Origin of the sequence: Sphingomonas yunnanensis, assembly GCF_019898765.1 — a bacterium.
In the GTDB taxonomy this organism is placed as follows: domain Bacteria; phylum Pseudomonadota; class Alphaproteobacteria; order Sphingomonadales; family Sphingomonadaceae; genus Sphingomonas; species Sphingomonas yunnanensis.
Window position 1 is genome coordinate 95,995 of the sequence record NZ_JAIOKB010000005.1, and the last position, 22,835, is coordinate 118,829.

Below are 22,835 nucleotides of genomic sequence, written 5' to 3' on the forward strand. Positions count from 1 at the left end.
ATGCTGCAAGTGCTCAGTCATCTGCCTGCACCGCCGTGGAACGGCGGTGACGGACGGGGCGAAGCGGCGCCGGAAGCGCGCGACCCTCCCGCTCGCCGCGCGATCAGCCGGCGAGCTGGACGGGAAACGGTCGCGAACCGCTCGCATGAGTCTCGATCAGCGCGACGTCGCCGCCGTCGAACACCGCGGCGGTCAGTCGGCCGCTAAGATAGCTGCCGCTGTCGAGGCACAGTCGGCCGGGCCCGCCATAGGCCTCTTCCTTCGGCGTGTGGCCGTGCACCACCAACCAGTGATCGTCCCGCTCGCCCTGCAGGAACTCGCTGCGGATCCACAGCAGGTCGCGCTTCTCCTGTCGGTCGAGCGGCACGCCCGGGCGGATACCCGCGTGCACGAACAGGAGGCTGTCCTGCGCCACCGCGAGCTCGAGCCGTTCCAGGAAGACGCGGTGCGTCGGCGGCACAGCGGCGCGGAAAGGATCTCGGCACGCCGCCCAGGCGGAGCGCGACTCCTCGCGCGGCGGTGCCACGCCATAGGAGCGGAGCGTGGCATCGCCGCCATGCTTGCTCCAGCCCAGCCCGCTAATTCGCCCGTCGAGATAGTCGAGCATCGCGTCCTCGTGGTTGCCGAGCAGGAAGCGGCTCTCGAAGCCAGGATCCTGGGCGAAAGCGAGCAACTGGTCGATCACCTCGCGCGAATGCGGGCCACGATCGACATAGTCGCCCAGGAAGACGATCGACGCGGGGCCTGCGGGTGCGCGCGCGTCGCGATCCGCGCGGATCCGCGTCAGCAGCCTGGCGAGCAGGTCGGCGCGACCGTGGATATCGCCCACCGCGTAGGTCAGGCGGTGAGTCAGCAGCGGCGTGGCACGTTCCTCAGGCAAGAGCGGCGGCGTCGCGCGGACGACCGTTGCGCCGGGTCGAGCGCTGGTCGCGGAGAACGAACATGGTCGAGAGCATGACGCACATGAGAGGATTGAGCGGCGTCAGCAACGTACCCTCGAACGAGAACCACAGGATGAGGATCATCGAGAGCTGCCGGCTCGGCGCGCGATCGAACAGCGACACGATGAAGAAGACGTAGAAGAGGATGCCCTGGATCAGGCCATATTCCACCGTAGCCTTCACGATCGGCCACCAGAAGATGTTCATGGCGCGCTCGATCTGTCCGGCGCCGACGCCCGAGTAGATCGCGGTCGGGTCGGCGAGCGCGCGACGGATCCGGTCAAGCGGATCGATGAAGCGGGACGAGCCGCTCGATCCGGCGCGCTGGAACTCGTTGAGGCGGTCGGCGACAAGGTCGAACCAGTGCAATTGAAACGCTACGAAGAGTGCGATCACGGCCGTGATCAGGATGATGACGAAGGTCCGCGTGTTCGTCCTGGTGAAGATGATCGGCAACGCCGCGAGCACCAGCAGCATTCCTGTGCCCGCGAAGGTGGCGAACAACGTGGCCGCGAAGAAAGCGGCGCGCCACATGCGCTGGAGAAAGAGCAGCTCGATGATGAGCGCGAAGGCGAGAAACTGCGAGACGAACGAGACTTCGAGGAACACGAACCCCTGCGGCTTCATGAAGTCCATGCCGTAGCGGATCGGTTGCATGTAGACGAATTGAGGGATCAAGTAGGCGGGCGGGACCAGTTTGTCGAGATTAGGCCAGTACCTCCACCCAATCGAGAACTGGATCGCGTGCTGCGCCCACACCGCCGCGCCGAACACGAGCATGGCGGTGCTGAAGAACGACAGGCAGCGACGATAGGTCGCCTCGGTGGTGTCGAAGGCCACGAGGAGAGGCAGGTAGAGGACGAAGTAGAGCAGCAGGCTCGTCACCGAGAAGGTGTTGGCGAAAAGCACGTTGCTGAGCGCGGACGTGACGACCACCGCGAAATAGAGCAGCATCCGCTCGAACCGGATGAGCGGTTTGGCGAAGAGGATGCCGGCGCCGAGCGCGGCGAAGGTGATCGGCACGATCAACGCGACCGGTGCATCGGCCGGCCCGACGCCGATCTTCTCGAACAGCGTCATGCCGATCATCATCGCGACGAACATGCCGAAGATGACGTTCTGCCGGAACGCCTCCGTCTTCTGCTCGTCCGGCTCGATCTCACGCGGATGCTCCGCCGGAGGCGACATCGTACGGGACCTGCGCCGCGGCGCGGTCCTGTCACCGCCGCGGAGCGGCATTCCGAATTGATCAAGATCCGACGGCACGCACCAACACTCCCTGGTTCATCCGCGCCTGATGCGCCGCCTTCCGCGATGGCGCACTCCGACAAATAGGCCGAATACCTCCTGTCTGTCCACGCTCGGTACAGACGGCGGCTCAGCGGCGGTGCATCCGCTCGACCGCACTGGCGGCGGTGCGCTCGGCCAGTCGCGCGCGATAGCCGGCGCGATAGTCGGGCGAGTCGGCGAGATCGGCGGGTAGCGCGAGCGGGGCGAAGCTGGTGCTCGGCACCACGGTGGCGCCGCGCGCGCCGGCGTCCTGCACCAGCATCGTCAGCTCGTTGAGGTGCAGGAGGAAGTCCGGCCCCATCAGCTGAGGCCGCCCTTCCGCCAGCGCCTTGCCCATCTCGGCGATGCCGAGGATCTTGTCCTGCGCGTAGACCTCGCGGCGGCGCAGCCAACTCACCAGCTTGTGCTTGGGCGAGTTGCCGACGCCGCGCTCGGCCTCGACCGCGTGCGACTTCCAGCGCCGTACCAGCGACAGGCGGCGGCCCTTGATGCCGAAGCGGCGCCCGATCGCGGGCTGGCTGCGCGCGCTATAGGCTTTGCGCGCGCTCAGACTGACGCGCGAGAAGCGCTCGAGGAACACCGGCGACTGGTCGTGGAAGACGTTGTCGACACTGATCTCGCCCGCCTCGCCGATGACGCGCATCTGGTGGTCGCGCGGCGCCACCCAGCTGCACGTCACGCGCGCCGCGACGCCGTGGTCGAAGGCGAGGCATGCCACCGACAGGTCGGGCGTGGTGGCCGGGTGGAGCGGCTCGGGCGTGTTCTTGTCGGGCACGAGGCAGGTCGAGAAGGCGGTCACCGCGCGCACCGGCCCGAAAAGGGCGCACAGCCAGGCGAGGTGATAGCCGATATGCTCGACGGTGCAGCCTTCCTGCAGCTCCTCGGCATAAGGGAAGGGCGCGCCGGTCGGGCTCGTCACCGTGTCGAGCCGCATCAGGTGCGCGGGATTGTCGTCGAGCTCGGCATAGACCAGCACGGGGCGGCCGATCGCGCCGTCGGCGATCGCCTTCCACAGCGTCATCACCGCGTCGGAATAGAGGTTGCACGGCGCCGCGGCGAGCACGCGGCCCTTGGCCTCGGCCAGCTCGAACAAGGCGCGGGTGCGCGCCGGCTCGGTGGTGATCGGCTTCTCGGTATAGACGTGCTTGCCCGCCTCGAGCGCGCGGCGAGTCACCTCCTCGTGCGAGGCGATGCTGGTAAGGTTGATCACCACCTCGACGCGCTCGTCCGCCAGCAGCGCGTCGAGCGAGGGATAGAGCGCGAAGCCGTAATGCCGGTGCACCACCGCGGCGCGGGCGGCGTCGCGATCGTAGACGCCGCAGATCTCGATCTCGGGATAGGCCCAGCGCGTGCGCATGTAGATGTCGAACACATAGCCGCAGCCGACGAACGCGATCTTCATGCTTCAGTCCCCTGAGGATGGTCGCCGATCGCCGCCGCCAGCGCGCGGACGCGCTCGGGCTGGCGCGAGCCGATCAGCGTGGTGGTGACCAGCGGCGTCGCGTGCGCGCGCCGCACCGCCGCCGCGGCGTCGGTACCGGGTTGGAAGCGCAGCACCTCGCGCGCGATCACCGGGATGCCGCGCGCGCGGATGGCCGCGCCGCGCGCGTCGTCGATCGCGGCGATCACGTCCCACGGCAGCTCGAGCACCTCGGTCACCTCGCTCGCCAGCGCGGCGTCGAGGCTCGCGGTGTCGTCGCAGGCGATCCCGACGAGCCGCGCGCGCCCCGATCTCTTCGCCTCGGCGAGCGCGCCGACCGCCTCGCCGCGCGCGATCGTCGCGGCGTCGGGGCTGTGGAGCAGGAAGGCGTCGACATGGTCGCTGCGCAGCCGCCGCAGCGAGCCGTCGAGCGCCCGCAGCAGCCCCGCCCGGCTCCAGTCAGTACGCATCGCGCCGCCGCGCTGCGCGGTCACCGCCGCGCCCATCGCGCGCCGCGCCAGCACCGCGCGGATCAGCGGCTTGAGCGGGCGCAACACGCGCATCTTGGCGGAGAAGGCATTGCCCGCCTTGGTAACGACCTGGGCGCGGTGGCGCTGGCCGCGCAGCGCGCGCCCGATCGCGCGCTCGCTGTCGCCCTGGCCGTAGATATCGGCGGTGTCGAGCAGCGTCACGCCCAGGTCGAGCGCGAGCTGGATCAGCGCGACGCTGTCGGCGAGCGTGCTGGGATTGTTGAACGACCCCATCTTGGCGCAGCCGAGGCCGAGCGGCGGGAAGGCGGGCGCGGTCATCGGTGGGCCTCCGGGTGAGTGACGTAAAATCCTTCCCAGGATGGGGAGCGGGACCACCCGGGGGAGCCGGGTGGTGGAGGGGGGGCGCCACGCACGCGCCGGGTCGCATGCGGAGCCCCTCTTGCGTCGGCGCTGCGCGCTGCCACCTCCCCGTGCCGGGGAGGAGTGAGGAAGTTCCTCACCGCCACAGGTGCCCCCCGCAGTCGCGGATGTACCGCCGCGCCGCCTTGCCGATCGGCTGGCGCGCCGGCCGATCCTGGCGGCGCAGCCACGTCACGAACTGCCGCATCGCGCGCGCCACGTCCATCTCGCCGCGCGCGAATGCATAGGCATAGGGCGGGAAGGCTATCAGGTTCACCCAGACGTAGGGCGAGGGCATGCGCAGGTAGCTGATGATGAACTTGTTGGTCAGCCTGTCCGACTGCACCTGCCGCTTGGGCTTGCGCCCGGCGGGATGCTCCAGCTCCTCGCACACGATGTCGGGCTGGTAGCGGATCGTCCAGCCGCGATCGATGATGCGATAGGAGAGCTCGATCTCCTCCAGCCCGTAGAAGAAGTCGGGCAGGAAGCCCCCGGTCTCCGCGATCGTCGCGGCGCGGAAGGCGACGCAGCCGCCGACGAAGCGGAAGGTGTCGAACGGCCGGGTCAGGTCGATCGACTTGTCGGTGTGCGGGATCAGGTCAGGGCGGGGGCGCGTCTCGCCGCGCACGTGCTTGCGGATCGTCACCGCGCCGAGCCGCGGCGTGCCTTCGAAGAGCGCGCCGAAGCGGTCAAGGAAGTCAGGCGTCTCGACGAACACGTCGTCGTCGAGCAGCACGACCATTTCGCCGCGCGCCTGCTCGAACGCGAGGTTGCGCGCGACCACACCCTTGTTGGCCCCGTCCCACAGGTGCACCGCGTGCGCGAAGGGGGCGAGCTGCGCGGTACGGTCGATCCGCTCGACATTGTTGTCGATCACGATCAGCTCATAGTCGCTGCGCCCCGCGAGATGCCGGGCGAGCCGCTCGATCACCTCGGCGAGGATCGGCTCGCGCGCGTAGGTGAGGATCGCGATCGAGTAGCGGATGTCGGTCATGCGGGGGTCTCTCGCGCGTGGCGCGCCTCGGCGGCGCGCAGCAGCAGCAGGTTGATCGCCTGGGTCACGGCGAAGGCGATGGCCATACCGGCGACGCCGTGGCGCCCGCCGAGCCACAGGCCGATGATGGTCAGCGCCGCGGTGACGCAGCGGATCGCCAGCATCGTCCGCCCGGCGCGGCGCACGATCAGCAAAGTCTCCGAGGGCAGGTTGAGCCCGAACAGGAAGAAGCCGAGCGCGAGCAGCCGGACGTTGGCGGCCGAGCCGTCATATTGCCCGTGGAACACCAGCGCGACCAGCGGCGCGGCGAAGACCGCGACCAGCGCGAGGTACAGGCCGGTCGCCACCGCGATGGTGAGCCGCGAGCGGCGCACCACGCGCGCCAGCCCGGGCAGCCCCTCGGCGGCGAAAGCGCGCGCGGCGCGCGGCTTGTCGATCGAGTCGATCGCCGAGACGATGCTCATCGCGGGGTTGGTCAGCGTCCGCGCCGCGGTGAACAGCGCGGCGGCGACGGGGCCGATTAACACGCCGATCACCACCACGATCGAGGCGGTGCTGTAGACCGAATAGGGGAGGTTGGTCGCGGCCAGCCAGCTCGACTCGGCGCGGTGCCGCCGCACCAGCGCGCGGACGCCGCCGCGGTCGGCGCGCGCGGGGGCGAGCCCCGGCAGCGCCAGCGCGAGCGCGGCGAGGCTGGCGAGCACCCAGGCGAGCGCGCCGCCCGGCGCGCCCAGGCCGAGCCGCCCCGCCAGCAGCGCGGCGAGCGCGAGCACGAGGAAATAGGCGGTCGCGCACAGCGCCACCATGTCGGCGCGGTCGATCTTGTAGAGCCAGCGTCGAGCGAACTCCCACGCCAGCATCGCGGGCGAGATCAGCGCGGTGAGCAGCAGCGGCTCGATCGCCCAGCCGCTCCCGGGCCAGCGCCGCGCCGCCAGCGCCACCGTGCCCCCGACCAGCGCGGTCGCCGCCGAGAGCGCCAACGCGAGCACGAGCGCGATCCACCACCAGTCGCTATTCTCGGCGCGTGCCGCGCGCGGGTCGTGGTCGGCGCGATGGTCCGTAGTGAAGGGCAGTACCGCGGCGGAGCGGTGAAAGCCCGCGATGACATAGTGGAGCCCGATCATCATGCCGACCGCGCCGAACTCGGTCACCGCCAGCGCGCGGCCGAGCAGCGCGAAGGCGATGATGTTGCCGAGCCCCGACGTGCCCTGGTCGACCAGCGCGTACAGGCGCGGCGCCGCGGCGGCCCCGACGCGGCGCTCCAGCGGCGCGGCCAGCGTGCGCATCGCGCGTTCGAGGCGTTGCGCCGGGATGGTCGGTCCTCCTCGTCGGGGCGGTAAGGGTAGGAAGGGTGAAGGCGCTGGAGCGAGCGGCGCTCACCCGCCGTCATCCTGAGCTTGTCTCAGGATCCACCGCGCCGCCCACACAGAGGCGGCGGCGCCTGCGGCAAGGCGGATCCCGAAACGAGCTCGGGATGACGACACCGCGGCGCCGGCCCGTGCCGGCACCGCGGTGTCGTCAATTGCTGACGTAATATTCCTTCATGTCGTTGTAGTAATAGGAGGCGTCGCCGTAGCCCGACTGCGCCTGTGTCTTCAGGTTCACCATCGTCATCGCCACGCCGGCGACCGACCCGCCGACCGTCTCGATCTGATGGAGCGCGGCGCGCACCGCCTTCACCGGGGTGCGGCGCCAGTGCGTCAGCAGCGCGAGCGAGTCGACCAGCGGGATCATCGTGCGCGTGTCCACCACCGCGAGCACCGGCGCGGTGTCGATCAGGATCACCTCGAACTCGCGCCGCAGCGTGGCGAGCATGTCCTTGAACGCCTCGGTCTCGAAGATGCGCTGGCCCTTCTCCGCGCCCGGCGTGATCGGCAGGATGATCGCGCCGGTCTGGTCGGTGATCATGACGTCGCGCAGCGTCGCCTCGCCGTTGAGCGCGTTGGTCCAGCCGATCGGCGCGTCGGGGCACATCGCCTGGGTCACCGAGCGTCGCCGCAGGTCGGCGTCGATGATCACGACCTTGGTCGAGGCCATCGCCAGCACGCGCGCCATCGAGGTCGTGGTCGTGGTCTTACCCTCGCGCGGCAGCGCGGAGGTGACCGCGATGACCCGGCCGCCCTCGGTCTTCGCCTCGCGCGCGTCGAAGATGAGCGTCGTCGCCAGGCTGCGGAACGCCTCGGCGTAGGACGACATCGGGTGGAGGATCACCGCCTCGGCCGGGTCCTTCGTACGCGGCTTGTCGATCGCCGAGGTCAGCGTCGGGATCGAGTTGAGGAAGTCGACCCCGAGCAGGCGCTGGATGTCGTCGATCGTGTTGATCGTCTGCGACCAGCGCTCACGCAGGTAGGCCAGCGCCAGCGCGATCGCCGCGCCCAGCGCGAAGCCGACCAGCAGGTTGATCGCGAGCTTGGGCGAGGACGGACGGAGCGGCGGCACGGCCGCGACCATGATCTGGGCGTCCGGCTGGACGATCGCGAGGTTGGCAGACTGCTGGCCCGCGGCCGACAACAGGTTGGCGTAGAGCTGCCGCGCAGCATCCGCCTTGCGCTGGAGATCCGCGAGCTCGACGCCCGCGCGCACGTTGGAAGCGAGACGGCCCTGCGTCTGCGCGACGCTACCCGCGATCGACGAGGCGCGCGCCCGCGCCGCGTCCGATTCGGCCCGCACGCTCCGCGCGACACTGGTCATCTCGCGATCGACCGACCTGTCGAGTTCGTTGACCTTCTGACGGGCGTCGATCACCTGCGGGTTGCGATCGCCGTAGCGCGCGGTGAGCCCCGCCAGGTCGCGGGCGGCCTCGGCGCGCTGCTCCCGCAAGCTCGACAGCGCGGTGGTGTCGACCCCGCCCGAGATCACGGTACTGCCGCTCGCCGCGCCGCGCGAGGCGGCCTGCGCAGCCTCGCCCTGTGCACCGGCGAGCTGGGTGTTCATGTTGTTGAGCTGGTCCCCCATCGCGGCCGAGGCGGGATCGATCACCAGATTGTTGCGCAGCCGGTACGAGGCTACCGCCGCGTCCGCGGCGCGCGCGCGCTCCGCCAAGACGGCGAGCTGCTTGTCGAGATCGCCGCCGCCGTTCTTATCGGCACCGGCTTTCTGCTGCGCCTGCACGATGAGATAGGCCTGTGCGAAAGCGTTCGCGATCTTGGCCGCCTCGAGCGGGTTGGCGTCGGTGTAATTGATGGTGAAGAGCGGCGTCTGCCCGACCCGACCGGTCGACACGTTGGCGAGTACCGCCGCCGCCCTGGCATCAGCCGACTGGCCGCTCGGATCCATCGCGCGTGCGAGTGCCTGGACCGTCGGGTTGCTGGCCACTTCAGGTGCTTGCAGCACCTGCTTGGCGACCGGAAGCGAAGTCACGATCTGCAGCTGCGATGCGATCGCCGCCTCCCGCTCGGTGTCGCCGACCTGCTGCGGACGCTGTCCGGCGGGATCGTTGGCCAGCGCCGGCGGCGGCGCATATTGCAGCTGCACCGTCGCGGTGTACTTCGGCTTCATCAGCTTTGTGCCGACATAGGCCAACACCATGGCCGCGACGATAATGGCGAGGCTGATCGGCAGATGACGGCGCAGGCGCGAGAACAGGCCGGCGAGATCCTGCTCGCCGGGATCACGGGTCGTCGGCTGGTTCATCGCTTACCTGTGTATGCAAGGGGCAGAAGCGTGGTCGGCATCGGTCAGATCCTGAAAGTCAAGCTGGTCAGCGCGCGGAACTCGTTGATCTCGGGGCCGCGCTGCGTGCCGCTGCTGAGTCGTGAGCGATAGTTCGTGTCGAGCCCAAGCAACCAGCGGCGATTGAGCGTGTAGTTGAAGCCGCCGCCCACGCCAAAACCATGATCGCGGCGATCGTAGCGCTTGAATTGCCCCTCGAAATACTCCGCGCCCACGTAGGGCACGAGGTTACGCAGGAGTTCGTGGTTCACGCGAACGCCGACGCGGCTCGCGATGTAGCCCGGAGAGCCGCGTACCGCGGCCTCCTCGAGCTGTCGCGAGGCCACCGCGGAGATCGTCGTGATCGGCGACAAGTAATAATCGGCGCGCAGGTCGACCGACAAATCGCCGACCGACGAGAAGGCCGGGCTGTCGTAACTGCGGTGAAAATAACCGACCGCGCCAGCGATCCGGACCAAGCTCGTCACATCGGCGATGGCACCGACGCTCAGCCGCCATTCGCCGCTGGTGCGATCGTCTAGGGGGTTGGTGGTGACATAGTCGGTCTTGCGGTAGGTCGCTTGCGCGAACACCGAATTGTCGGCGCTCAGCTGATATTCGCTCCGCACCGTGCCGCGGTACACCGACCGGTCGCGAAAGGAGAGGTCCAGTCGCGTGTTGTTCGTGGTGATCGTGTCGCTGTAGCGGAAGCTATTGAAATCCGTGCTGAAGGTCCAGCGCAGTCGATTGGTCACGACGGCCGCCCGCAGCATGCCCCGCGCCTGATCCACCGCCACGGTGCCGCCGCCGTTGATCGGGAAGTTGGCCTCCTGCTGATCCTCGTAGGTTCGGCGGTAGGACGCGGACCCGTTGATCACGCTGCGGCCGACAACGTCAAGCCGACCGTCGACCTGAGCGAGGAAGGCATCCTCGTTCTTGGCCGGAGTCCATCGGTAACGCGCACCATCGTAGTTGAACACGCCGGACAACGCGTGGCGCCCCCAGTCGCTCGCCACGGTCACCTGCGGCCGCAGCGTCGCGAAGGCGTCGGATCGCGGGTTGGTTTCGGCGCCGATGACGTTCGTCGTGAGCCCGATCCCTGCGGAGATCTCCGGGAAGACGCGGAACCCGCCGAGCGGCAGACCCTGCGGTGCCAGTTCCGGTTTAGGACGATCGAGGACCCCCTGATTGCGTCCTGTCGCGGTCGACAGCGGGATCTCCGAGTCGAGCAGGGGCCCGTAGACCTGGGCCGACGCTGCGAGCGGCGAGACCGAGGCGCATAGCATCACGGCGACCAAGCCGAGGCGCCGCTGCGCCAACGCCGAGCGCAGATGAAGCCTGCACATCAGAAGTAGCGCTCGCCGACTCGTATCGTATCCCCCGGTTGGATCAGAAGGTCGTTCGTGACCTGCACGCGATACTCGCGCGGGTCACCTTCCCGCTTCACGAAGACCTCGCCCTTCTTCGCGCGATAGGTGAAGCCGCCAGCCCGGGCTACCGCGGAGAGAACGGTCATGCCCTGCGCATATTCATACTGACCGGGCGAGTTCACCTCGCCCAAGATGTAGAAGGGACGGTAGGCGACGATCGTCACCGCCACACTGGGATTTTGCACGAACCCGTCCGCCAGCCGGGTCCGGATATCTTCCGAGACCTGCGCTGCCGTGCGTCCCGCCGCCGCGACACGGCCGATCAGCGGCAGCGTGACCGACCCGTCGGGGCCGACCAGTTGCTCGCCGGTCAGCTCCTGCTCGCCGTAGACGGCGATCTGCAGCTTGTCGCCAGATCCCAGCCGATAGGGTGCCGTCCCGCTCGTGGCGGGGGTCGGAGTCGCTGCGGTCTGCGCCGTCGCGACGGCGGGTAGCAGCAGGATCAAGCCGAATGTGGCTAGCGTACGCACCAACTAAGCTCCCTGGTAAAGGAGTGGTTTTCCTATCAGTAGCGCCGCTGCTCCGTCAACATGGTGCAGTGCAGCACACTGCTCGGAATCGGACACTTCTTCGATCTATTTTTGTTTGCATAACTGAGCCTCTCCCAGGAATATGGAGAGTAGGCCAACCCGGACCGTTGATCGAGGCGACCCCAAATTATCACAGCCAGCCTCTTTGCGGTGATCGGTACGGTCGTGTTGCTGATGTGCGCTATTCACCCGCTTCTGAGCTACCCGCTCAGCCTGCGTGCGTTCGTTCGACCGCGCCCGCTGATGATCGATCAGGCGTCGAGGCGGCCCAGTCTCGCGATCTGTATGAGCGCATATAATGAAGAGTCGGTGATCGCGGCGAAGGTCGAGCGTTTGCTCGAGATCGCCGCCGCTTACGGACCCGCCACGATACACGTCTACGCCGATGCGCCGGCGGACGGAACGGTCGCGATCCTCAACCGCTACGCCGACCGGATCGACCTCGTCGTCGGCGCGGAGCGTGCCGGCAAGACCGCCGGGATGAACCTCCTCGTGAACCGCAGCCGCAGCGACTATCTGTTGTTCACCGACGCGAACGTGGAAAGCGATGCGAACGCCGCGATCGAGCTTGCTGCTGCGCTGCGCGACCCGAGCGTCGGCTGCGCCAGTGCCAAGCTGATCTACTCCAATTCGAGTGAAACGGCGACCAGCTCGCTGGGTTCGATCTATTGGCGCACGGAGGAGTGGATCAAGCGCATCGAGAGCGATCGCATGGGCCTGATCGGGTGCGACGGGGCGATGTTCCTGATGCGACGCTCGCTTCACGTGCCGCCCCCCCCGCACCTCATCGACGACCTGTACCTCAGCCTGAGCATCCTCGTCGCCGGGTCGCGGATCGTCTCGCTCGACCACGTCTTGGTATACGAGCGCAGCGCCACGGGCGCGACGGAGGAGAAGCGGCGCAAGCAGCGGATCGCCTGTCAGGCGCTGAACGTCCATCGTGCCATGTGGCCGAGGCTGCGGCGCATGCCGCTCGTGCTGCTCTACGGCTATGTGTCGCATCGCCTGATGAAGTGGCTTATGCCCTTTTTCCTCGCGGGCGCCGCGCTGTGCGCGTTGCTGGCGGTCGGCTTTGCCTTGGGTGCGGCGGTCGCGGGAGCGCTCGCCGCCGCCGTGGGCGTCATGTTGGTGCTGGGCGAGGTGACGCGCCTCCGCCCCTTCTCGCTGCTCTCTTCGGCGGCGCTGAGCCTGACCGGGGTGGCGACCGGATTCCTCGAGTCGATCTTCTTCAATGAAACCTACGCCACGTGGGACCCGGCCTATTCCGTGCGCGACACGCCGCCTGCCGCGGCGGCGCCGGGGCACGTGCTGGCAGAACGGGAGCGCGGCTGAGCCGATCACGCCCGCGAGCACGATCGCGTCTTGCTGCGGTGCGGCAATTTATGGTGAGGGCTGAATGACTCGGGCGAGTCGCTGTGATAGGCCCGCGCGTATGAGCAACCTTGATGCCGCGATCCCGTCGCCCGCGCCAACGCCGAAAGGCAAGCGTGTCAACCGGCTCGGCTACATCGACACGATCCGCGGGCTCGCCGCGCTGGTGGTCATCTATTTCCACATGGCGCGCTACTTCGTCGAGAACGGACTGAGCACCGTCGGGATCGAGCATGCCGCTTTCATCGCTGGCGCCTACATGATCGATTTCGGCAAGGCCGGCGTCGCGTTGTTCTTCATCGTGTCCGGCTTCGTCGTGCCGTTCTCCCTGTTGCGGGGCAAGCGCTACCCGGTGCGGGACTTTTGCATCAGCCGGTTCTTCCGCCTGTACCCAGCGTATTGGCTGTCGATACCCTTCGGCATCTACTTCTTCTTCGTCGTGCCTGGCGCGCCGTTCGGTCTGGTGCAGCTGCTCGCCAACCTGACCATGCTCCAGCAGTTCGTCGGTCAGCCGAACGCGATCGGCGTGTATTGGACGCTGCAGATCGAGCTCGTCTTCTACGCCCTGTGCGTCGCCCTCTACCGGCTCGGGAAGCTCCGGGACGTCCGGTTTCTGTTCGTCACTGCCGTGACGATGATGGCGATCGGGCTCGGCGCGGCGGTGCTCCGCGGGCTCACCGGCAAGGGCCTTCCGATCGCGCTCCTGCTCGCGCTCACGCTGATGCTGTTCGGCATGCTGTGGCGCTTCTGGCTGGTGGAGGGTGACGAGGCGTCGCGTCGCCATGCGAAGTGGCTGGCGGTCCTGTTCATCATCGCAGTGCCGGTGATCAGCTACCTCGGTTATGGCGTCGAGGGCGCTTGGTACCGGTATACGGCGAGCTACTATGTCGCCTTGGCGGTGTTCCTGCTGATGACCACGCGCTGGCGGGTGAGCGGCGCCGTTTTCCAGTATCTCGGCCGTGTCAGCTACTCGGTCTATCTGTTCGCGCCGGTCGTGCAGGACGTCGTGGTGCGGGCGCTTCCGCCCGCTGCACATCGGGCGATCAGTCCACACCTCTACGTGGTCGCCATCATGCTCGCCTCGGTCGCCGTGGCTTCGATCTGCTACGTTCTGATCGAGAAGCCCGCCATCGCCCTCGGCAAGCGCCTGAGCGCGCGGCTCGACCACGGCGAGCGCTTTCGCTCGCCGAGCTCCGAGGTGATCTGAGCCGTTCGGCACGGCGCCGCGGCGGGACCGTCCGGCACGACAGGGAAGCCGCCGATCCGGCCGGCCAGAACGCGCCGGTGGCAGAAGGATACACCGTGACGCTCACTTCGGCGCTCTGAGACAGCCGTTCGCCGAATAGCGACCGTTTCTTGCCGGACCGTACTTAATTTCCGCGTAACTATGGGTATTAGGCTGAAAGGAAGGGGGATCCATCAAACAGGGCGGCAGTAGATCGGAGTAAGCTCATGCCGCTTATCAATGTTCGCAGCGACGTTGCGCTGCTCTTCGTGAATCAGATGTTAACGAACGCTACCCCTCGCGGGGTGCGGTCGTGAGCGCGTCGGTCTATTCGTCGGCGAATGCCGGCTCAGCACTGGATCTGCTTGGCAGCTTCGGGATCAATTCGCACGCGTCCTTCGACTCGGTCGATGCCTACGACAACTCGGCGCTGATCATCCGCGCCCTCAACTACCTGAACATCAACACGGTACGAGAGGGACTGAATCCGGACGGGCTGGCCGCGCAGGTGCTCTCGTCGATGGCCGACGCCGGCATCAAGTTCAATATTGTCACGCCAAGCAGCGTCGCCGCCGCCGGCGCCGGTGGAGTCCAGGCGCAGGTCGACCGCATCGCCGCCTTCGCGCAGGCGCATGCCGGCGCGGTGGTGTCGATCGAAGGGCAGAACGAGGTTAATCTCTACGGTACGAACCTGGGCGGCGATACCTCGCTGAGCGCCGCGGCGGACGTGCAGAAGCTGCTGTACACGGCCGTGAAGGCGAACGATGTGCTGTCGCGCGTAGGCGTTCTTAACCTCTCAGTCGGCAACGACGATCCCGCCGCCTACGCGGCGATCGGCGATCTGTCGGCCTACAGCGACTATGCGAATGCGCACGTCTACACCGGTCCGGCAAGCGACATCGGCCAACGCTTCGCCAACAGCGTCGCACTGGCATCGTCCGCGTCGTCCGGCAAGCGCACGATCATCACCGAGACCGGGCTGACGACGCTCGCGGGCTCCGGCCTCAGCGTGGACGAGCTCGCCCAGGCCAAGATGACGCTCTCCGAGTTGCTGCTCGGCTACAGCCAGGGTGCGGAAAAGACGTTCATCTACACGCTGTTCGACACCCCCGGTGCCGAGGCGCGCGCGACCAACAACTACTTCGGCCTGTTCAACGCCGACGGGACGCCGAAGCTGGCTGCTGCTGCGGTGCACAACCTGACCACGCTGATCGGAGCCGATCAAGGGCATGCGGTCTCCGGCACGTTCGCGGTGGACGGTCTGGGGGGTGACGGGCACACGCTCAACCTCGCAAAAGGCTCGGGCGCGATCGACCTGGTGCTGTGGCGCGACGTGCCGGCGTGGAACGCCGCGACCGGCACGGCGGCGACGATCGCGCCGCAGCAGGTGACGGTGAGCTTCAGCGACGTCCAGGCGAAGGTCTATGTCTATAGTCCCACCGACGGCGTGACGCCGATCGCGACCTACACCAACGTGTCCTCGATCACTGTCGCGGTGGGTGACTCGCCGCTGATCGTCGAACTCGGCTCGGACCAGCCATTCACCGAGGCCGCGCGTGTCGCGCCATCGACGGTGATGAGCTTCGGCGAGCGCGACTTCGTCGCGCAGATCGACGCGCTATCGCACATGACCGGCGTCAGCGCGGTGAAGCTGACCGGCGATCATGTCCTTCAGGTCTCGTCGGCGGCAACGATGAAGGATCTGCTGGAGCATTACGCCGACGTGCTCGGCAAGATCGACGGCGGCTTCAGCTTCAAGATCGCCAACAGCGGGAAAGGTTGGCAGAGCGACACGCGCTACGACCAGGCGGGCGCACTGGTGTCCACCACCACGTCCGGTACCGGTGCGGACGGGGTGCGCAAAGAGCATCTCGTCAATGTCGACGGCTCTACCGCCGACACGTTCTGGAAAGATGGTCTCCTGCAGAAGGAGGTCACGCTCGCGGTCGACGGCACGCGTGGTCTGGTGCTCTACGGCGCGACCGGTAACATGCTCTCCTCGTCGCAGACCAGCGCCGACGGCACGGTGACCTACTCGAGCTACGATCAAGCGACGGGCGTGCTCACCAGCAAGGTCATCACCCACGCCGACAAGAGCGGCGACATGTGGCACTTCGGTATCATAGGGCAGAGCTACGCGTCGGACCATTACGTCTACGGCGCGGGTGGTGCCACGATCGCGATGACGCGTTATTTCGCCGATGGCGGCGTGCAATATGCCACCGAGACCAGGGCGGACCAGAGCACCGTCAGCGACACCTACGACAACGCGGGCAACAAGCTGTTCGAGGTGGTGAAAGCGGCCGATGGGACGCGCACGACCACCACCTTCACCTATGACGCGGTCGGTCGCATGGCGGCGCGCACCGACGTCGCCGGGAACGGCGTCCAGACCTATTCCGCCTATGATGCCGCGAGCGGGACGCTGACGAGCAAGACCGTCATCAACGCCGACAAGAGCGGCGACATGTGGCATTTCGGGATCAAGGGCGAGAGCTATGCTTCAGACCACTACGTCTATGGCAAGGGCGGCGCGACCGCGGCGCTGACGCGCTACTTCGCGGACGGCAAGGTGCAGTTCCGGTCCGAGACCAAGGCCGACGGCAGCACCGTCTCCGACACGTTCGACGCCAAGGGCAATAAGACGATCGGCCTGGTCAAGCTCGCCGACGGCACGCGCGTGACGAGCAACTTCAGCTACGATGCGGGGGGCCATCTCACCGCGCGCACCGACGTGGCGGCGAACGGGACGCAGACCTATTCCGCCTATGACGCGGCGAGCGGTGCGCTGAAGAGCAAGACGATCACCAACGCCGACAAGAGCGGCGACATGTGGCACTATGGCATCAAGGGCGAGAGCTACACCTCGGACCATTATGTCTACGCCAAGGGCGGCGCCACGGTCGAGCTGACGCGCTACTACGCCGATGGCAAGGTTCAATATGCGAGCGAGACCCGCGCCGACGGCAGCACGGTGACCGACATCTTCGACACCAAGGGCAACAAGCTGTCCGAGACGGTGAAGGCGGCCGACGGCACGCGCGTGACGAGCAACTTCAGCTACGATGCGGGGGGCCATCTCACCGCGCGCACCGACGTGGCGGCGAACGGGACGCAGACCTATTCCGCCTATGACGCGGCGAGCGGTGCGCTGAAGAGCAAGACGATCACCAACGCCGACAAGAGCGGCGACATGTGGCACTATGGCATCAAGGGCGAGAGCTACACCTCGGACCATTATGTCTACGCCAAGGGCGGCGCCACGGTCGAGCTGACGCGCTACTACGCCGACGGCAAGGTTCAATATGCGAGCGAGACCCGCGCCGACGGCAGCACGGTGACCGACATCTTCGACACCAAGGGCAACAAGCTGTCCGAGGCGGTGAAGGCGGTCGACGGCACGCGCGTGACGAGCAACTTCAGCTACGATGCGGGGGGCCATCTCACCGCGCGCACCGACGTGGCGGCGAACCGGACGCAGACCTATTCCGCCTATGACGCGGCGAGCGGTGCGCTGAAGAGCAAGACGATCACCAACGCCGACAAGAGCGGCGACATGTGGCACTATGGCATCAAGGGCGAGAGCTACACCTCGGACCATTATGTCTACGCCAAGGGCGGCGCCACGGTCGAGCTGACGCGCTACTACGCCGACGGCAAGGTTCAATATGCGAGCGAGACCCGTGCCGACGGCAGCACGGTGACCGACATCTTCGACACCAAGGGCAACAAGCTGTCCGAGGCGGTGAAGGCGGCCGACGGCACGCGCGTGACGAGCAACTTCAGCTACGATGCGGGGGGCCATCTCACCGCGCGCACCGACGTGGCGGCGAACGGGGCGCAGACCTATTCCGCCTATGACGCGGCGAGCGGTGCGCTGAAGAGCAAGACGATCACCAACGCCGACAAGAGCGGCGACATGTGGCACTATGGCATCAAGGGCGAGAGCTACACCTCGGACCATTATGTCTACGCCAAGGGCGGCGCCACGGTCGAGCTGACGCGCTACTACGCCGACGGCAAGGTTCAATATGCGAGCGAGACCCGTGCCGACGGCAGCACGGTGACCGACATCTTCGACACCAAGGGCAACAAGCTGTCCGAGGCGGTGAAGGCGGTCGACGGCACGCGCGTGACGAGCAACTTCAGCTACGATGCGGGGGGCCATCTCACCGCGCGCACCGACGTGGCGGCGAACCGGACGCAGACCTATTCCGCCTATGACGCGGCGAGCGGTGCGCTGAAGAGCAAGACGATCACCAACGCCGACAAGAGCGGCGACATGTGGCACTATGGCATCAAGGGCGAGAGCTACACCTCGGACCATTATGTCTACGCCAAGGGCGGCGGGCTCACCGCGCTCACGCGCTTCCATGCCGACGGCACGACGGAGTACAACGCTGCCTATCACGCCGACGGCAGCAAGCTCGTTGAGACCTACGATCAGGCCGGGAACAAGACCCTGGCGGTGCTCACGGGCGCCGACGGCAGCCGCGCCTACCACGGCTTCGTCGAACTGGACGACCAGGCGATGCTGAGCAAGAGCCTGTACAATTTCACCTCGGCCAGCGGCGGCAAACTGGCGATCGTCGGCTCACCCAGCGTCAACCTCGTCGACGACGCGGGCCACGTGCTCGGCGCCGTGGACTCCTCGGCCTATACGATCAAGAACGGTGTGCTGACGCTCGACGCCAACGCCGCTGGCGGCCTGCTCCACGTCGGGGAGCATGCCCGCGTCGATGTCACCTACGCCGTGACGAACGGCACGACCGTGGCGCCGACTTCGGTCTACACGATCGAGATCGATGGCTCGTTGCTGCGTGCCGACGGCACTGCGGCATCGGAGACGGTCAGTGTGGCCGGCCTGAGCGGCAATTATCACGTATCCGGGCTGGGCGGCGACGATCGGCTCTTCGGCGGCGAGGGCAATGACCGGCTGTTTGGCGGCGGGGGCAATGACGTCATCGTCGGCGGCGGCGGCAACGACTGGCTGTACGGTGGCGCGGGTAACAACGCGCTCACCGGGGGAGGCGGGGCCGATCGCTTCGTCATCACGGCCGGATCGAACGATACGATCACCGATTTTCGCTTCGCCGACGGCGACAAGATCGATCTCTCCGGCATCGACGCGATCGCCACCAACGCCGCGGGCACGCTGGATCACTTCAGCTTCGTCGCGGGGGGCAAGTTCACGGGCCGGGCGGGTCAGCTGATCGTGGCCGAGGATGTCGCCGCCGCCGACGGCGCGCACTGGATCGTCCAGGGTGACACCAACGGCGACGGTCACGCCGATTTCGCTCTGCACGTCACCTCGCTGGACGGGCACCTGCTCACCGCCGGCGACTTCCTCTTCGGCTAAGCCGCCGGGTGGAAGAGCCGCCGCCGCGCTCCGGCCCTGCCGGGGCGCGGCGGACGTGTCATTCCGGCGCAGCCGCCGGCACGTCGGCCGTGCTTGCCTTGTGATGCAGCATGCGCTCTGCCATGCGATCGGCTCGGGCCTGCCGGGGGGCACATGCATGCGCGCTGAGACGATGGAAACGACCGGGATCACGATCGCGCGATCGCAGGGGCGCGCGGTCCCGCGGCAGCTGGACGGCATCCAGATCCTGCGGGGCATCGCAGCCTCGATCGTCGTCTTCCACCATTATTGCCAGATGGTGCAGGCACACGGCCGCTCCACCCTGGCGAGCTTTCGCAGCTTTACTTGGGTGGGCGCGAGCGGTGTGGACATCTTCTTCTGCATCAGCGGCTTCGTTATCGTCTACAGCCTGTTGGCGCGGCCGCAGGAAGTGGGCTGGCGCAGCTTCGTGGTCGCGCGTATCAAGCGGATTGTCCCGCTGTACTGGCTGTTTACCTTAGTGATCGTGGCGCTGTGGGCGAGCGGGCGCGCGATGAAGACGCTGGTGCTGACGCCGGACCTGCTGCTGCGCTCGCTGCTGCTGCTGCCGGTCACCAAGATCGCGACCGATGGTCGGGTTAACCATCACCCGATCCTCGATCAGGGCTGGACTTTGCAATACGAGGCCCTGTTCTACGTTGCCTGTACGCTGGTGATCGTCCTGCTCGGTTCCCGTCGAGTCTTCCCCTGGACCCCCGTGGCCGTCGCCGCCGTGGCGGTGTTGGCGGTCCTCCTGCCCGGCGCGCCGCCGTACCTGCATGATCCGCTCATGCTCGAATTCGTCGGTGGCACGCTGCTGGGCTGGCTGGCGGCGACGGGCCGGCTTCACGCCCTGCCCGCTCGCCGCGCGATCGCTTGGGGCTGCATCCTCCTGGGCGCCGGCGCGCTGATGGCGACGAGCCTGCTCTCCGATCCCGTCGAGCTACGAGTCCTCGTCTGGGGCGTTCCCGGCTTCCTGCTCGTGCTCGGCTGCATCCTGGTGGAGCCGCGGCGCGGCGGCAGGATCGTCGACGGCGCGATCTTCCTGGGCGCGGCGAGCTACTCGATCTACCTGGCGCACGGTGTCATCACGCTGTTCGTCAACGCTGCTTTCAAGGCCGGGCATTTCCGTGGTGCCGGCGACGGCTTCCTGATCATCGCCACCGTGCTGACCATCGCGGCTTCGGCAATGGTCTACCCCCTGATCGAGCGCCCGCTGACGCGCCGTCTGCCCTAGCGCTGGAGCGCTCGGGCGTAGATCGCGTCGAGCCGCTCGTACATGACGGGAAGGGACAGGTCGCGCTGCACCGTCTCCAGCGCGGCGCCCCGTATGGCCTCGACCGGTGCGCCGCCCGCGGCGAGTACACGCGCCGCGGCGACGAAGCCGTCGGCGTCCGCCACCAGCCAGCCATTGCGCCCGTGCGCGATCATCTCGGGGATGCCTCCGGCGGGGTAGCCGATCACCGGCAGGCCCAGCCCCATCGCCTCCATGACCGATCGCGGCAAGGGATCGGGCGTGTCCGATGGCACCACCACCGCGTGGAGCCCGCCGAAGATCGCCTCCAGGCCCTCGCGCCGCCCCTCGAAATCGACCTGATCGTCGAGTCCAAGCGCGGCAACGCGCGCTCTGATCGCCTCGACATAGCTGGCATGTTCGGGCGCCGCCTCGCCGCGCACGATCAGCCGCGCATCGATGCCGGCGTCGCGCGCCGCGGCAAGCCAGTCGGGCAGCAGATGGACACCCTTGAACGGGTGCAAGCGGCCGCAGAAGCCGATCGTGAGGGGCGGCGAGGCGGCGGGCGTCGTGTTCAGCACCGCGGGTTCAAAGCCATTGTGAACCACGGTGACGTTCCGTGGCAGGCTCGCATCCGGCCAGCACGCGCGACTGACGACGATCGTCTGTGTCGCGGCGCGGGCCAGCGTCCGCCACACCGCCGCCTCGGAGCGGTAGACCGGAAGGTCGTGGATATGGATCACCAGCGGCGGCGATCCCGTCATCCGGGCCAGCGCGGCGATCGAATGCGCTTTCATGCCGTTGCTGTGGATAACGTCGGCGCCAAGCGTGCGGGCAGCGCGCCTCAGCGCGGCAGCGGCGCGGTAGAAGTCGCGCATCGCCTCGCCGATCACGCGCGGCCGGAGCGGTCGTCGAATCTCGCTCACCGCGCCGAACGGCACGATGGCCACCTCGACGCCCTCCCGGCGCGCGGCGCTCGCCACCGCTCCTTCCGCGGGCACGGCCAACGCCGGCACGATCCCCGGGTTGCGGAGCATATCGCTGAGCACCACCTCCGCGCCGCCTTTGAAGTCCGGGACGGGGCAGAAAAACAGCACTTTCGGTTTCGGCCCGGCGCTCACTCCGGCAGCCCGCCGCTGAGCAGCGCGTCAATGCGCGCCTCGTAGGTCGAGATCACCGCGTCGGCCGTGAACGGCGTCGCTGCCGCCAGCGCGGCGGCGCTGAAGCGACGGTATTCGTCTGTCGGCATCGCGCGAAAGCGTGCCATGTGGGAGGCGAACGTGGCGACGTCATCGGGGCGGTACAATAGGCCTGTCACTCCATCCTCTACCACTTCAGGAATGCCGCCGCTGGCTGCGGCGATCGTCGGCAGCGCGAAGCCATAGCCCTCGTAGATGACCCGCGGCAGCGGCTCGTTGTAGGTGGAGGGGCAGATCAGCACGTCGATCGAGTCATAGAAGGGAGCCGCCTTGGTCCAGCCGACAAAGCGGATGCGGTCGTCGCCGTAGCGCGTGCGGAGCTGCGCGAGATAGGCGGGATCGCCGTCGCCCGCGATGTCGAGGCTCCAGTCACGCCCACCCGCGTCACGCTGCATTATCGCGGCGTCCAGGAGGTTCTCGACTCCTTTGGTCGGCGCGATGCGGCCGATGAAGCCGAAGACGATCCGATCGTCAGGGAGCGCTCGGGGGGTGTTTACCAGCGGATTGTCGTTGATGTTCCACTGCACCAGCACCGGACGTCCGGCCGGGAAGGCACCGTAGCGCGCGTGCTCGTCGGCAACGAAGCGGCTGTTGGCGAGAAAAAGGTCAACGTGACGGGCGTGTCGCCGTCGAACCGCGGCGTGGACGGTGCAGTCACCGCACAGACGCTCGCAGGGTTTCCCGCCGCGGAACATACCCGATCGGGAGCAGAGCAGGTAATAGTCCCGCATCGTGTGGACGAGCTTGGCGCCCTCGGCGGTCGCCGCGGCGAAGATCGAGGTGGAGAAGCCGTCGACCACGCTGGTGTTGACCACGTCTGGCCGGACTGCGCGGACCAGCGCGCGGAAGTCGCGCGCGGCCGCTGGATTGTGCAGGTCGATCGCGTGCCACACCGCCTTCTGCAAAGCGCCGTGGTGCACGGTGTCGTCATAGGGGCCGTAGATGTTGTGGATCGGATGGAAGTGCAGCGTCGGCCGGTCCGGGGCGAGCAGGCCCGCCGCCGCGGCGGCGGCGCGCGCGTCGGCCACACCGTCCTTGGGCACGAGGCGGACGACATGAACCTCATGGCCGCGCGCCAGTAGCGCTTCCGCGAGGTTCTGCGTCGATCGCGCAGAGCCGCCGCCCTGGTCTGGTGCATAGGGGCGGATGGCGAAGAGGAACCGACGCGGCGTCATCGGCCGGCGAGCTTCGGTCGCATAGGACGTCTCCTGCTGAGGGGCGGCCCGACGGGTCCGTTGATCCTCTTGCATCATCGACCTCTTGCATTCCGCCTTGAGCGGCGC

Annotated in this window: 15 protein-coding genes; 4 read left to right on the forward strand and 11 right to left on the reverse strand. The window is 67.6% G+C overall.

All coding sequences use genetic code 11. The features are described from left to right. Positions 1-103: 103 nt before the first annotated feature. The 9 genes from K7957_RS14445 to K7957_RS14485 all read right to left on the reverse strand — a co-directional run bounded on the left by K7957_RS14445 (position 104) and on the right by K7957_RS14485 (position 11,086). A complete protein-coding gene (locus tag K7957_RS14445) occupies positions 104-880 on the reverse strand; it encodes a metallophosphoesterase family protein (RefSeq protein WP_223012697.1) in 777 nt (258 codons plus the stop codon). Beyond that, complete coding sequence (locus K7957_RS14450; protein WP_223012698.1) at positions 873-2,129, reverse strand: hypothetical protein; 1,257 nt, start codon at positions 2,127-2,129, stop codon at positions 873-875. The genes K7957_RS14445 and K7957_RS14450 overlap by 8 nt, the downstream gene beginning before the upstream one ends. A 190-nt stretch (positions 2,130-2,319) precedes the next feature. Next, positions 2,320-3,633, reverse strand: a complete 1,314-nt coding sequence (locus K7957_RS14455; protein WP_223012699.1) for a Gfo/Idh/MocA family protein — start codon at positions 3,631-3,633, stop codon at positions 2,320-2,322. Then, positions 3,630-4,460 (reverse strand): aldo/keto reductase, encoded by an 831-nt coding sequence (locus K7957_RS14460; RefSeq protein WP_223012700.1) that lies wholly within the window; start codon positions 4,458-4,460, stop codon positions 3,630-3,632. Before K7957_RS14460 ends, K7957_RS14455 begins: the two co-directional genes overlap by 4 nt. 178 nt (positions 4,461-4,638) lie before the next feature. After that, a complete protein-coding gene (locus K7957_RS14465; RefSeq protein WP_223012701.1) occupies positions 4,639-5,535 on the reverse strand; it encodes a glycosyltransferase family 2 protein in 897 nt (298 codons plus the stop codon). Beyond that, complete coding sequence (locus K7957_RS14470) at positions 5,532-6,821, reverse strand: MATE family efflux transporter (protein WP_223012702.1); 1,290 nt, start codon at positions 6,819-6,821, stop codon at positions 5,532-5,534. Before K7957_RS14470 ends, K7957_RS14465 begins: the two co-directional genes overlap by 4 nt. Positions 6,822-7,053: 232 nt before the next feature. Further along, entirely contained in the window at positions 7,054-9,168 is a 2,115-nt protein-coding gene (locus K7957_RS14475; protein ID WP_223012703.1) for a GumC family protein, read from the reverse strand. A 44-nt stretch (positions 9,169-9,212) separates the two neighbouring features. Beyond that, positions 9,213-10,475, reverse strand: coding sequence for an outer membrane beta-barrel protein (locus K7957_RS14480; RefSeq protein WP_343228430.1), 1,263 nt, complete (start codon positions 10,473-10,475; stop codon positions 9,213-9,215). A gap of 56 nt (positions 10,476-10,531) precedes the next feature. After that, entirely contained in the window at positions 10,532-11,086 is a 555-nt protein-coding gene (locus K7957_RS14485; RefSeq protein ID WP_223012705.1) for a polysaccharide biosynthesis/export family protein, read from the reverse strand. 210 nt (positions 11,087-11,296) lie between these two features. Here K7957_RS14485 and K7957_RS14490 point away from each other — a divergent pair, with 210 nt between their 5' ends. The 4 genes from K7957_RS14490 (at position 11,297) to K7957_RS14505 (ending at position 20,356) form a co-directional block, all read left to right on the forward strand. After that, the gene (locus K7957_RS14490) at positions 11,297-12,478 is read left to right on the forward strand and encodes a glycosyltransferase (protein ID WP_223012706.1); all 1,182 of its coding nucleotides are present in this window, start codon (positions 11,297-11,299) and stop codon (positions 12,476-12,478) included. A 100-nt stretch (positions 12,479-12,578) separates the two neighbouring features. Further along, positions 12,579-13,724, forward strand: coding sequence for an acyltransferase family protein (locus tag K7957_RS14495; protein WP_223012707.1), 1,146 nt, complete (start codon positions 12,579-12,581; stop codon positions 13,722-13,724). A 331-nt stretch (positions 13,725-14,055) separates the two neighbouring features. After that, complete coding sequence (locus K7957_RS20680) at positions 14,056-19,101, forward strand: hypothetical protein (RefSeq protein ID WP_343228422.1); 5,046 nt, start codon at positions 14,056-14,058, stop codon at positions 19,099-19,101. A gap of 157 nt (positions 19,102-19,258) precedes the next feature. Further along, a complete protein-coding gene (locus tag K7957_RS14505) occupies positions 19,259-20,356 on the forward strand; it encodes an acyltransferase family protein (RefSeq protein WP_223012708.1) in 1,098 nt (365 codons plus the stop codon). Here the strand turns inward: K7957_RS14505 and K7957_RS14510 are convergent. Beyond that, positions 20,353-21,405 carry a glycosyltransferase family 4 protein gene (locus tag K7957_RS14510; protein WP_223012709.1) on the reverse strand — a complete coding sequence of 351 codons (1,053 nt, stop codon included), beginning with the start codon at positions 21,403-21,405 and terminating at the stop codon, positions 20,353-20,355. The genes K7957_RS14505 and K7957_RS14510 overlap by 4 nt on opposite strands. 65 nt (positions 21,406-21,470) lie before the next feature. Beyond that, a complete protein-coding gene (locus K7957_RS14515; RefSeq protein WP_223012710.1) occupies positions 21,471-22,727 on the reverse strand; it encodes a glycosyltransferase family 4 protein in 1,257 nt (418 codons plus the stop codon). Positions 22,728-22,835 lie beyond the last annotated feature (108 nt).